Origin of the sequence: Acidovorax sp. HMWF029, from assembly GCF_003060895.1 — a bacterium.
Classification (GTDB): Bacteria; Pseudomonadota; Gammaproteobacteria; order Burkholderiales; family Burkholderiaceae_C; genus Acidovorax.
On sequence record NZ_QAIH01000139.1, the window covers coordinates 1 to 11,491 of the forward strand.

Sequence of the window (11,491 nt, forward strand, 5' to 3'; positions counted from 1 at the left end):
GGCCTGGGGCCCTGAAGACCCCGCCCCCGGCCTGCTGGCCGCCGGAGGCGCACTGGATGTAGCGCACTTGTGCGCCGCATACGCGCAAGGCACCTTCCCCTGGTATGGCCCCGGGCAGCCCATCCTGTGGTGGGCGCCAGACCCGCGCATGGTGCTGCCGGTCTCCGAGTTTCGACTGCACCGCTCACTGCGCAAGGCGCTGCAGGCCTTCCGCGCCCAGACGCATTGCGAAATCCGCGTGGACCATGCATTCAAACAGGTCATCACCGCTTGCGCCACCAAGGAGCGCGAGGGCCAGGCAGGAACCTGGATCGTGCCTGAGATGGTCGAGGCCTATACCCGACTTCATGCCGCAGGCCATGCCCACAGTATCGAGACCTGGGTCCATGGCGAACTGGTCGGCGGCCTGTATTGCGTAGCGCTCGGCCAAGCAGTGTTTGGCGAATCCATGTTTGCCCATGCCACCGATGCATCAAAAATTGCCCTTTCGGCCCTGGTGGCGCTGTGTCGCCACCAGGGCATCGGCCTGATCGATTGCCAGCAAAACACCGAGCATCTGGCCTTTCTCGGCGGACGAGAGATCCCCCGCTCCGAATTCCTGCTACATGTCGAAAGGGCCCGCAATCAACCCGCCATCCCCTGGGCGTTTGACCCCGTATACTGGAACGAGCTGCTGCCCACCAAGACCCCCATGGCATGACGCAACTCAACGACCTCCCGCTGCAGACCCTGCAGTTCTATGCGACCGCCCCCTACCCCTGCAGCTATCTGCCGGACAGGCAGGCACGATCGCAGGTCGCCACGCCCAGTCACCTTATCCAGAGCGACCTGTATTCCGACCTGGTCGCCAAAGGGTTTCGCCGCAGCGGCATGTTCACCTACCGGCCGTATTGCGATGGCTGCCAGGCATGCACACCTCTCCGGGTACTGGCCCACGAGTTCAAACCAGATCGCAGCCAAAGGCGTGCTGCGACCCGCCACGCTGGATTGCAGGCCCGGGTGTTGCGCCTGTGTTTTATGCCCGAGCACTACCAGCTCTACCTGCGATACCAGAACGGTCGCCATGCGGGCGGCGGCATGGATCAGGACAGCATTGACCAATACACCCAGTTCCTTCTGCAAAGCCGCGTCAACTCGCGGCTGGTGGAGTTTCGAGAGACCGACGCGTCAGGAGAGCCCGGCGCCCTGAAGATGGTCTCCATCCTCGATGTGCTCGATGACGGCCTGTCGGCGGTATACACCTTCTACGAGCCCGAGCCCCACTGTAGCTACGGGACCTACAACGTCCTTTGGCAGATCGAGCAAGCGCGCTCGCTGGGGCTGCCTCATGTGTACCTAGGCTACTGGATTGAAGCCAGCCCAAAAATGAACTACAAGGCCCGTTTTCATCCCCACGAAATCCGCACGGAGGGCCAGTGGCATCGCATGCATGCGGCACCACCTCACGGCGCCTGAACACCCGGCAACATTTCACAAGGTAAGATGCAGCGGCTTTTGCTTCACTGCCGCCCATGAAAAAAATCGATCCCAGCATTCCCGTCAAACCCAGCGTTCAAGTGCTGGAGCGCATGTTTACGCTGATCGACGTGCTGGCCTCCCGTGAAGACGCAATCTCACTGAAGGAAATCAGCGAAAAGACGGGGCTGCACCCGTCTACGACCCACCGCATCCTGAACGACCTGACCATTGGCCGGTTTGTGGACCGGCCGGAATCAGGCAGCTACCGGCTGGGCATGCGACTGTTGGAGCTGGGCAACCTCGTCAAAGCGCGCCTGAGCGTGCGCGATGCCGCCCTGACCCCAATGCGCAACCTGCACAAGCTGATCCAGCAACCGGTCAACTTGAGCATGCGGCAGGGGGACGAGATCGTGTACGTCGAGCGCGCCTATAGTGAACGTTCAGGCATGCAGGTCGTACGCGCCATCGGGGGCCGGGCGCCCTTGCACCTCACCTCCACCGGCAAACTGTTCCTGGCGCTAGACGATCCCCAACGCGTTCGCGCGTACGCCACACGCACGGGCCTGGCAGGCCACACGCGCAACAGCATCACCCAATTGCCAGTACTGGAGCGCGAGCTGGCCAAAGCCCGCCAGTATGGAATTGCCCGCGACAACGAAGAGCTGGAACTGGGTGTGCGCTGCATGGCTGCAGGGGTCTATGACGATCAAGGGAAGCTTGTGGCCGGACTGTCAATTTCAGCCCCCGCAGATCGGCTCGACGAGGGCTGGATGCCCAAGCTGCAGGCCACCGCCAACGAAATATCCCTGGCCCTGGGCCACGTGTCCACCACCGACTCCAGCCACGACATACCAGCACACAGCCAGGGCGACTTTCGCTAACCTCCGCGCGCCTTTCGCTGGTTTCTACTGCGGCAATCCGCAGACACCCAAAGCACACCGCGCCACCAATCGGCAGCGCTGCGTGCGGGCGATCAAATCCAAAAAGCAAAACACCCGACTGCGATTTGCCAGTCGGGTGTTTTTTATGCCCTGAGGCGATCAAGCCTGTCAGCCGTTGCTACCCCGAGCGGAGTGCAAAGGCGCAGCCAGCGTCGGCGTGGATTCCACCCACTGGCGCACCCGCTCGGCATCGCCCAGACGGCTAAACTTGCCCGCCGAATCCAGGAACACCATGATCAGTTTGCGCCCGGCCACCTGGGCCTGCATGACCAGGCAACGCCCGGCTTCCGAGATGTAGCCGGTCTTCTGCAGGCCAATCTCCCAGGTCGGGTTCTTCACAAGCCCATTGGTGTTGTTGTATTGCAGGGTTTTGCGCCCCACAGCCACCTCATAGCCTGGCGAGGTGGAGAGTTCACGCAACAGCGGGTCGCCATGCGCAACATTTACCAGAGTTGCCAGGTCGCGGGCACTGGACTGATTGCGACTGGAAAGCCCGGTGGGCTCGACATATCGCGTGTCGGTCATCCCCAGCAGGCGGGCTTTGGCATTCATCTGGGCGACAAAAACTTCCAGCCCACCCGGGTAGGTCCGGCCTAAAGCATGGGCAGCCCGGTTCTCGCTGGACATGAGCGCCAGATGCAGCATTTCGCCCCGGGTCAGCGTAGTCCCGACCATCAGGCGCGAGCGGCTGCCCTTTTCGGTATCCACATCATCCTGGGTAATTGTCAGGGGCTCATCCATGGGCAATTTGGCCTGGGAAATGAGCATGCCCGTCATGAGCTTGGTCAATGAAGCAATCGGAAGCACCGCATGGTCGTTTTTACTGAGCAGGACCTCGTGCGTGTCCTGGTCCATCACAAGCGCCACGCTGGATTTGAGATCCAGCGGATCGTTGACTTCATGCAGTCCCGCAATCTGACCAAACGACTGCTTCGCCGGCACAAAAGCCACGCGGGTGGGCGCTTTCGCCGTCTTGGCAGTCACCCGCACGGCCTTGGCATTGGCATTGGTGCTGGCTGCCGCCTTGCGCGGTGCCACGGCACGCTTGGCATTTGCCGAACTCACCTGCTGCTTTTTGGAGACGGCTTTTTTTTGTTCGCCCGCATGCACGAGGGGGCTGGCAAGGGCCACACTCACAACGGCAAAGCCCAGAAACTGGAAAAAACGAGTCACTGCAGAGCGGTGGCGATGGTGCATCAAAGTGCTCCAAACGGTAAGAAGTGTTGAGCAGTGTACAGAATCAAAAAAAGTCGCGCAAGATCAATATCTTGCGCGACTTTCCCAGAAAGTGAGTGAAATTATAAGTCGGTCACTCAGCCCTGCGCGGCCACCCGGTCGGCTTTACTTTGTAACTTGTTCAAAGCACTCAGATAAGCCTTAGCGGATGCAACCACGATATCAGGGTCTGCCCCCACACCATTCACCACCCGGCCGCTGTTCTGCAGGCGCACGGTGACCTCCCCCTGGCTCTCGGTCGAACCGCTGATCGCATTCACCGAGTAGAGCACCATCTCGGCGCCGCTCTTCACATGTGCCTCGATGGCCTTGAGCGAAGCATCCACCGGGCCGTTGCCTTCGGACTCGCCACGCACCTCCTGCCCATCGACAGTGAACACAATGCGCGCACGGGGCTGCTCGCCGGTTTCGCTTTGCTGGAACAACGAGACAAACCCGTACTGCTCCTTCTCGGCCGTCACGCTCTCGTCGCTGACCAAGGCCAGGATATCCTCGTCAAAAATCTCGCTCTTGCGGTCTGCCAACTCCTTGAACTTGGCAAATGCCACATTGATCTCGGTTTCACTATCGAGTTGCACGCCCAACTCCTGCAGGCGCTGCTTAAAGGCGTTACGGCCGCTCAGCTTGCCCAGCACGATCTTGTTGGCCGACCAGCCCACGTCCTCGGCGCGCATGATCTCGTAGGTGTCGCGGGCCTTGAGCACACCGTCCTGGTGGATGCCACTGGCGTGGGCAAAAGCATTTGCCCCCACCACAGCCTTGTTGGGCTGCACCACAAAACCAGTGGTCTGGCTCACCATGCGGCTGGCAGCCACGATGTGCTGCGTGTCGATTCCCAGATCCAGTCCGAAATAATCCTTGCGGGTCTTCACAGCCATCACGATTTCTTCGAGCGAGCAGTTACCTGCACGCTCTCCCAGACCGTTGATCGTGCACTCCACCTGGCGCGCGCCGCCGATCTTCACGCCGGCGAGCGAGTTGGCCACGGCCATGCCCAGGTCGTTGTGGCAATGCACCGACCAGATGGCCTTATCGCTGTTGGGGATGCGCTCGCGCAGGGTCTTGATGAAGTTGCCATACAGCTCAGGCACGGCATAGCCCACCGTGTCGGGCACGTTGATGGTGGTGGCACCTTCGGCGATCACCGCTTCGAGCACGCGGCAGAGAAAGTCTGGGTCGCTGCGATAACCGTCTTCAGGGCTGAACTCGATGTCGGCCACGAGGTTGCGCGCAAAACGCACAGACTGCTTGGCCTGCTCCAGCACCTGCTCAGGGGTCATGCGCAGCTTCTTTTCCATGTGCAGCGCGCTGGTAGCGATAAACGTATGGATGCGCGCACTGTTGGCACCCCGGAGGGCTTCAGCCGCCCGCGAAATATCGCGGTCATTGGCACGCGACAACGAGCAGATGGTCGAGTCCTTGATCGCGTTGGCGATGGCCTGCACCGCTTCGAAATCACCGTTGGAGCTGGCGGCGAAACCGGCTTCGATCACATCCACCTTCAGGCGCTCGAGCTGGCGAGCGATGCGCAGCTTTTCGTCCTTGGTCATAGAAGCGCCGGGCGACTGCTCGCCATCGCGCAAGGTGGTGTCGAAAATGATCAGTTTGTCAGCCATGTTGTTCTCCTGGTATCGGTGGGTGGGGGGCCCGCAACGTCAAAATTCTGGCGCCCAAAACAAAAGGCCCGTTGCGGGTGCATACGGGCCTTTGTGGAAAAAGTGTGCGCGTGCGCCTACTGTCTCCGCCCGTGGGGAGGTAGCAGTAGAGCGAGAGCAAACATGTTCATACAGCGCAATGTAGCACAACTGCGCTCTGAAAGCGGCTGTCACTTGTGCAGTCCGCGTTCGTCCGGTTCGTCTGTGGAGGTGCTGATCACACTGCTGTGCTGCCCCTTGGCCTTGCGCCAGGCGTACACGGCGTAGCCAGAAAGGCCATAAAAAACGAACACACCAAACAACACGATGGGCGGATGGATGTTGATGATGGCAATGCCCAGCGCAATCAGCACGATGACGGCGAAGGGCACGCTCTTTTTCATCTGGACGTCCTTGAAGCTGTAGAACGGCACGTTGGTCACCATGGTGAGCCCCGAGTACAGCGTGAAAGCAAACATCACCCAGGTGATCTGCGACCAGGTGAGCCAAGAATCCTCGCCAGGGCGTACACCCAACTCTGTCATCAGCCAGATGAAACCTGCGACCAAGGCAGCGGCAGCAGGGGAAGGCAGGCCCTGGAAGTAACGCTTGTCCACCACCCCCGTATTCACATTGAAGCGCGCTAGCCGCAAGGCCGCACAGGCGCAGTACACAAAGGCTGCAATCCAGCCCCAGCGCCCCAGGCCTTGCAAAGACCACTCGTAAGCAATCAGCGCGGGCGCAGCACCAAACGACACCATGTCAGACAGCGAATCCATCTGCTCGCCGAACGCGCTTTGCGTATTGGTCATGCGGGCGACACGCCCATCCAGGCTGTCGAGCACCATGGCGCAGAACACCCCCACGGCGGCCATGTCGAAACGGCCATTCATGGCCATGACGATGGAATAGAACCCTCCGAACAAAGCGGCCAGCGTGAACAGGTTGGGCAGGATGTAAATGCCCTTGCGCCGTTTGCGCACCATCACACCAGGATTGTCGGTGGACTCATTGCCGTCATGCATCAAAAATACCTCCAGCGCCCGCCCATCAAGCGCAAGCTGCTATTAAATTTGTAGTTCTTCGCACAGGCCCGCAGCGCCCAAAGGCAGCCACACGCGTTCAAAAAGCGAAGGCCGCAGTGTAGCGCCTGCCCAGCGGCGCACTTGGCAACAAAAAAGGCCACCGAAGTGGCCTTGTGATGCGTCAGTAACGAATCATCAGTTGCGGGTCTGGTCGACCAGCTTGTTTTTGGCGATCCAGGGCATCATTGCGCGCAGTTGGCCACCCACCTTCTCGATGCTGTGGTCGGCCGTGTTGCGGCGGCGGGCCGTCATCGATGGGTAATTCAGGCGACCTTCCTGGATGAACATCTTGGCGTAGTCACCGTTCTGGATGCGCTTCAGGGCATTGCGCATGGCGGCGCGCGACTGCTCGTTGATCACCTCAGGACCGGTCACATACTCGCCGTATTCGGCGTTGTTCGAGATCGAGTAGTTCATGTTGGCAATGCCGCCTTCGTAGATCAGGTCCACGATCAACTTGAGCTCGTGCAGGCACTCGAAGTAGGCCATCTCAGGGGCATAACCGGCTTCGACCAGGGTCTCGTAACCCATCTTGATCAGCTCGACGGCACCGCCACACAGCACGGCTTGTTCGCCGAACAGGTCGGTCTCGGTTTCTTCCTTGAAATTGGTCTCGATGATGCCGGCCTTGCCGCCGCCGTTGGCAGCAGCGTAGCTCAGGGCCAGGTCACGGGCCTTGCCGGACTTGTCCTGGTGCACAGCGACCAGGTGGGGCACGCCGCCGCCTTGGGTGTACGTGTTGCGAACAGTGTGGCCTGGGGCCTTGGGGGCGACCATCCACACGTCCAGATCAGCGCGGGGCACGACCTGGTTGTAGTGCACGTTGAAACCGTGGGCAAAGGCCAGCGATGCGCCTTGTTTGATGTTGGGTTCGACGTTGTTCTTGTACACGGCTGCGATGTCTTCATCGGGCAGCAAGATCATGACCACGTCAGCGGCCTTCACGGCGTCGTTCACTTCCATCACGGTGAGGCCAGCTTTGCCAACCTTATCCCACGATGCACCGCCCTTGCGCAGACCGACCACCACCTTCACGCCGCTGTCGTTCAGGTTTTGTGCGTGGGCGTGGCCTTGGCTGCCGTAGCCGATGATGGCGACGGTCTTGCCCTTGATCAGGCTCAGGTCGGTGTCTTTGTCGTAGAAAACTTTCATGGGTCGCTCCGGTTGAAATGCGTTGTTGGGGTTGAAATGGGGAAAACGGGGGTGAATTTTCTTACACGCGCAAAATGCGCTCGCCCCGGCCGATGCCGCTGGCGCCCGTGCGCACGGTTTCCAGGATGGCCGTGCGGTCGATGGCTTGCAGGAAGGCGTCGTTCTTGGACTGGTCGCCCGTCAGCTCAATGGTGTAGCTCTTCTCGGTCACGTCGATGATGCGGCCGCGGAAGATATCGGCCATGCGCTTCATCTCCTCGCGCTCCTTGCCCACGGCGCGCACCTTCACCATCATGAGCTCGCGCTCGGTGTAGGCGCCTTCGGTGAGATCAACCACCTTGACCACTTCGATGAGGCGGTTCAGGTGCTTGGTGATCTGCTCGATCACGTCATCGGAGCCCGTAGTCTGGATGGTCATGCGCGAGAGCGATGCATCCTCGGTGGGCGCCACGGTGAGCGACTCGATGTTGTAACCACGGGCCGAGAACAGGCCCACGACGCGGGAAAGAGCACCGGGCTCGTTTTCCAGCAAGACAGCAATGATGTGTTTCATAAGACCAGATTCCTCTTTTCGCTGCCCTCCCCCGCGCACGGTAATGCGCAGGCTCGGCAGGCAATAGATTCGTCAAAAAATAGTAGCTATCAAATCAATAGCTACCCGCGCATGATAGGCAGGCGCAGAAGGCCGATTTTGCTTCTTAAAGGTCTTCCGACCCCAGGAGCATCTCGGTAATGCCCTTGCCAGCCTGCACCATCGGGAACACGTTCTCGGTGGGGTCGGTCCGGAAGTCCAGGAACACGGTGCGGTCCTTGAGCTTGCGCGCTTCGCGCAGTGCGGGCTCGACATCCTTGGGGTGCTCAATCAACAGCCCCACATGGCCATAGGCCTCGGCCAGCTTCACGAAGTTGGGCAGCGCATCCATGTAGCTGTGGCTGTAGCGGCCGGAATATTCAATCTCCTGCCACTGGCGCACCATGCCCAGGTAACGGTTGTTGAGCGAGCAGATCTTGATCGGCGTGTTGTACTGCAGGCAGGTGGACAGTTCCTGGATATTCATCTGCACCGAGCCTTCGCCGGTGATGCAGAACACCTCGGATTGCGGCTTGGCCAGCTTGATGCCCATGGCGTAGGGGATGCCCACGCCCATGGTGCCCAGACCGCCGGAATTGATCCAGCGGCGCGGCTCGTCAAAGCGGTAATACTGCGCAGCCCACATCTGGTGCTGGCCCACATCGGACGTGATGTAGGTGTCCGCATCCTTGGTCATGTTCCACAGCGTCTCGACCACGTACTGAGGCTTGATGACGTCGGGGCCACCCATGTCGTACTTCAGGCATTCGCGCTTGCGCCAGCCTTCGATAGTGTCCCACCAGGCGGCCAGGGCGCCCGCATCGGGGCGGGTGCTGCTCTCGCGGATCATGGAGATCAGCTCGGTGAGCACATCCTTCACGTCGCCGACGATAGGAATATCCACCTTCACGCGCTTGGAGATGCTCGACGGATCGATATCGATATGGATGATCTTGCGATCATTCTGGGCGAAGTGCTTGGGGTTGCCGATCACACGATCGTCAAAGCGCGCGCCCACAGCCAGCAGCACATCGCAGTTCTGCATGGCGTTGTTGGCTTCTATGGTGCCGTGCATGCCCAGCATGCCCAGAAACTTGCGGTCCGACGCAGGGTAGGCGCCCAGGCCCATCAGCGTGTTGGTGACCGGGTAGCCCAGCATATCCACCAGCGTGCGCAGCTCATTGGTGGCATTGCCCAGCAGCACACCACCGCCGGTATAGATATAGGGACGCTTGGCCGCCAGCAGCAGTTGCAGCGCCTTGCGGATCTGACCACCGTGGCCCTTGCGCACGGGGTTGTACGAGCGCATTTCAACCGTTTGCGGGTAGCCGGTGTAGGGCACCTTCTTGAAGGAGACGTCCTTGGGCACATCCACCACCACGGGGCCAGGGCGGCCGGTGCGGGCAATGTGGAAGGCCTTTTTCATCGTCGCGGCCAGATCGCGCGGGTCCTTGACGAGGAAATTGTGCTTGACGATGGGGCGGGTGATCCCGACCGTGTCGCACTCCTGGAAGGCATCAAGCCCAATGGCGGGCGTAGGCACCTGGCCAGAAATGATCACCATGGGGATCGAATCCATGTAGGCGGTGGCAATGCCGGTCACGGCATTGGTCAGGCCAGGACCTGAAGTCACCAGCGCCACACCGACTTCGCCAGTCGCACGGGCATAGCCATCGGCGGCATGAACAGCAGCCTGCTCATGGCGCACCAGCACATGCTGGATGGTGTCTTGCTTGTAAAGCGCGTCGTAGATGTACAGGACAGCACCACCAGGATAGCCCCAGATGTACTGAACATTCTCAGCCTGAAGCGCCTTGATGAGAATCTCAGACCCCATGAGGTCTTGAGCAGCGGAAGCGGGGGGAGTGTTGCCCTGCGAAGCAGCGGCTGCTGAAGAGATTTCAGCCTTGGAGATTTCCATGATCGATCAACCTTTGTGAATTTCTCTGACGAAAAACCTTGGGTGCTCCTCGCACGCGCTCTTGTGAAGCCAGCTTGGAACTTGAGGCCAAGGACATGGGCGGGATGATTGCCCGCCGGACCGTGACCCGTTTGCCTTTTGAATTGCAACACCAATTATCGCACTGCAACACACTCAAAACCCAACACAGCCGAAAAAAACCCCTGCGGATGCGATAATCATCGGTTTTACGGTGCCAGACAGCCACAATTCACAGCGTCTTGTGCACCGCCCACCCCGGACCGCCCCGTCTTGGCCACCGAACAAGAACTCTCCGAATTCCTCAAAAGTGTAGAAAAGCGCGCCTTCAAGCGCTCGCTCTACCATGTTCGCAATGAGGAAGCGGCACTAGACATCGTGCAGGACAGCATGCTCAAGCTGGCCGAACACTACGGGGATAAACCTGCGGCAGAACTGCCCATGCTGTACCAGCGCATCCTGTCCAACTGCACGCTGGACTGGTTCCGACGCCAGAAAACACGCAACGCACTGTTTTCGAGCATGAGCGACTTCGAAGGCCCGGGTGAAGATGGCATGGATTTTGATCTACTTGAGGCCTACTCCGGCCCGGACGATGGCGATAAAGCCGAAAGCGCGGAAGACCTCACCCGCAGGGCCCAGATCTTTCACGGTATCGAAGCTGAAATTGCCGAACTGCCACCACGTCAACGGGAAGCCTTCCTCATGCGTTACTGGGAAGAAATGGATGTAGCAGAAACGGCAGCTGCCATGGGCTGCTCGGAAGGCAGCGTAAAAACACACTGCTTTCGCGCCATACAAACCCTCAGCAAGGCACTGAAGGCCAAAGGAATCGAGCCATGAAGAACAACACCACTCAGCCCCCAACGACCTCTGCCGAAGCAGCTGCCGAGCGTTTTGCGCTGCGCGTGACGGCTCGCCTCTCCAGCGGCACGGCTGAACTGCCTTACGATATTTCCGAGCGTCTGCGCGCCTCGCGCATGCAAGCACTGGCCAAACGCAAGGTGACCGCCCCCGTGCGAAGCACAGCGTCGGCCACCGTGGTGGTGGGTGCTGGCCACACGGCCTCCTTGGGCCGCGGCAGCGAGGGCGGCGGCTGGTGGAACGCCCTGGTCTCGGCCGTTCCCCTGCTTGCATTGGTTGTGGGCCTCGTGGTCATCAATGCCGCCCAGGACGAACGCAGCGCCAGCGATGTGGCCGAAGTGGATGCAGCTCTGCTGACTGATGACCTGCCACCGGCGGCTTACGCAGACCCAGGCTTCGTACAATTCCTCAAGACCTCAGCGCAGCCCAATTGAACCTGCTGAACCAGGACTGCATGCACCCACGCCCCCCTGACGCCCCCGCCCCTTTGCCAGCCTTTGTGCTGGCTTTGGCGCTTCTGGGCGCTTTCGTTGCAATCAGTGGCCAGGTGTGGATGCAGATGCGCATGGCCCCCGGGACGCTGCTGCCCGCCGGTGCTGAAGCCGCAGTAG

Annotated in this window: 11 protein-coding genes; 5 read left to right on the forward strand and 6 right to left on the reverse strand. The window is 60.2% G+C overall.

Features of this window, described 5'->3' with window-relative positions:
• The 3 genes from aat to DBR12_RS09580 form a co-directional block, all read left to right on the forward strand.
• Positions 1-700: leucyl/phenylalanyl-tRNA--protein transferase (aat, locus tag DBR12_RS09570; protein ID WP_108617028.1), on the forward strand; the 700-nt coding region annotated here is incomplete at its 5' end.
• Positions 697-1,455 carry an arginyltransferase gene (locus tag DBR12_RS09575; protein WP_108617029.1) on the forward strand — a complete coding sequence of 253 codons (759 nt, stop codon included), beginning with the start codon at positions 697-699 and terminating at the stop codon, positions 1,453-1,455. The genes aat and DBR12_RS09575, both read left to right, overlap by 4 nt.
• 56 nt (positions 1,456-1,511) lie before the next feature.
• Entirely contained in the window at positions 1,512-2,339 is an 828-nt protein-coding gene (locus tag DBR12_RS09580) for an IclR family transcriptional regulator (RefSeq protein WP_108617030.1), read from the forward strand.
• Between the two features lie 168 nt (positions 2,340-2,507).
• Here DBR12_RS09580 and DBR12_RS09585 read toward each other — a convergent pair whose 3' ends face one another.
• The 6 genes from DBR12_RS09585 to DBR12_RS09610 form a co-directional block, all read right to left on the reverse strand.
• Positions 2,508-3,596 (reverse strand): serine hydrolase, encoded by a 1,089-nt coding sequence (locus tag DBR12_RS09585; protein ID WP_108617031.1) that lies wholly within the window; start codon positions 3,594-3,596, stop codon positions 2,508-2,510.
• A gap of 116 nt (positions 3,597-3,712) precedes the next feature.
• Positions 3,713-5,251, reverse strand: coding sequence for a 2-isopropylmalate synthase (locus tag DBR12_RS09590; protein WP_108617032.1), 1,539 nt, complete (start codon positions 5,249-5,251; stop codon positions 3,713-3,715).
• A gap of 209 nt (positions 5,252-5,460) precedes the next feature.
• On the reverse strand, positions 5,461-6,294 hold the full coding sequence (gene pssA / locus DBR12_RS09595; RefSeq protein WP_108617033.1) for a CDP-diacylglycerol--serine O-phosphatidyltransferase: 834 nt from the start codon (positions 6,292-6,294) through the stop codon (positions 5,461-5,463).
• Between the two features lie 195 nt (positions 6,295-6,489).
• On the reverse strand, positions 6,490-7,506 hold the full coding sequence (gene ilvC, locus DBR12_RS09600) for a ketol-acid reductoisomerase (protein ID WP_108617034.1): 1,017 nt from the start codon (positions 7,504-7,506) through the stop codon (positions 6,490-6,492).
• A 61-nt stretch (positions 7,507-7,567) separates the two neighbouring features.
• Entirely contained in the window at positions 7,568-8,059 is a 492-nt protein-coding gene (ilvN, locus tag DBR12_RS09605; protein WP_015013659.1) for an acetolactate synthase small subunit, read from the reverse strand.
• Between the two features lie 145 nt (positions 8,060-8,204).
• Complete coding sequence (locus DBR12_RS09610) at positions 8,205-9,998, reverse strand: acetolactate synthase 3 catalytic subunit (protein WP_108617035.1); 1,794 nt, start codon at positions 9,996-9,998, stop codon at positions 8,205-8,207.
• Positions 9,999-10,289: 291 nt separating this feature from the next.
• Between DBR12_RS09610 and DBR12_RS09615 the strand changes: the two genes are divergently transcribed.
• Both DBR12_RS09615 and DBR12_RS09620 read left to right on the forward strand, forming a co-directional pair.
• Entirely contained in the window at positions 10,290-10,859 is a 570-nt protein-coding gene (locus DBR12_RS09615) for an RNA polymerase sigma factor (protein WP_108617036.1), read from the forward strand.
• Positions 10,856-11,314, forward strand: coding sequence for a DUF3619 family protein (locus DBR12_RS09620; RefSeq protein WP_108617037.1), 459 nt, complete (start codon positions 10,856-10,858; stop codon positions 11,312-11,314). The genes DBR12_RS09615 and DBR12_RS09620 overlap by 4 nt, the downstream gene beginning before the upstream one ends.
• Positions 11,315-11,491: the final 177 nt, after the last annotated feature.

Bases quoted from the DNA above. Each gene is read 5' to 3' on its own strand.
- DBR12_RS09575 (WP_108617029.1), top strand. From the start codon at position 697: ATGACGCAACTCAACGACCTCCCGCTGCAGACCCTGCAGTTCTATGCG.
- DBR12_RS09580 (WP_108617030.1), top strand. From the start codon at position 1,512: ATGAAAAAAATCGATCCCAGCATTCCCGTCAAACCCAGCGTTCAAGTG.
- DBR12_RS09585 (WP_108617031.1), bottom strand. From the start codon at position 3,596: ATGCACCATCGCCACCGCTCTGCAGTGACTCGTTTTTTCCAGTTTCTG.
- DBR12_RS09590 (WP_108617032.1), bottom strand. From the start codon at position 5,251: ATGGCTGACAAACTGATCATTTTCGACACCACCTTGCGCGATGGCGAG.
- pssA (WP_108617033.1), bottom strand. From the start codon at position 6,294: ATGCATGACGGCAATGAGTCCACCGACAATCCTGGTGTGATGGTGCGC.
- ilvC (WP_108617034.1), bottom strand. From the start codon at position 7,506: ATGAAAGTTTTCTACGACAAAGACACCGACCTGAGCCTGATCAAGGGC.
- ilvN (WP_015013659.1), bottom strand. From the start codon at position 8,059: ATGAAACACATCATTGCTGTCTTGCTGGAAAACGAGCCCGGTGCTCTT.
- DBR12_RS09610 (WP_108617035.1), bottom strand. From the start codon at position 9,998: ATGGAAATCTCCAAGGCTGAAATCTCTTCAGCAGCCGCTGCTTCGCAG.
- DBR12_RS09620 (WP_108617037.1), top strand. From the start codon at position 10,856: ATGAAGAACAACACCACTCAGCCCCCAACGACCTCTGCCGAAGCAGCT.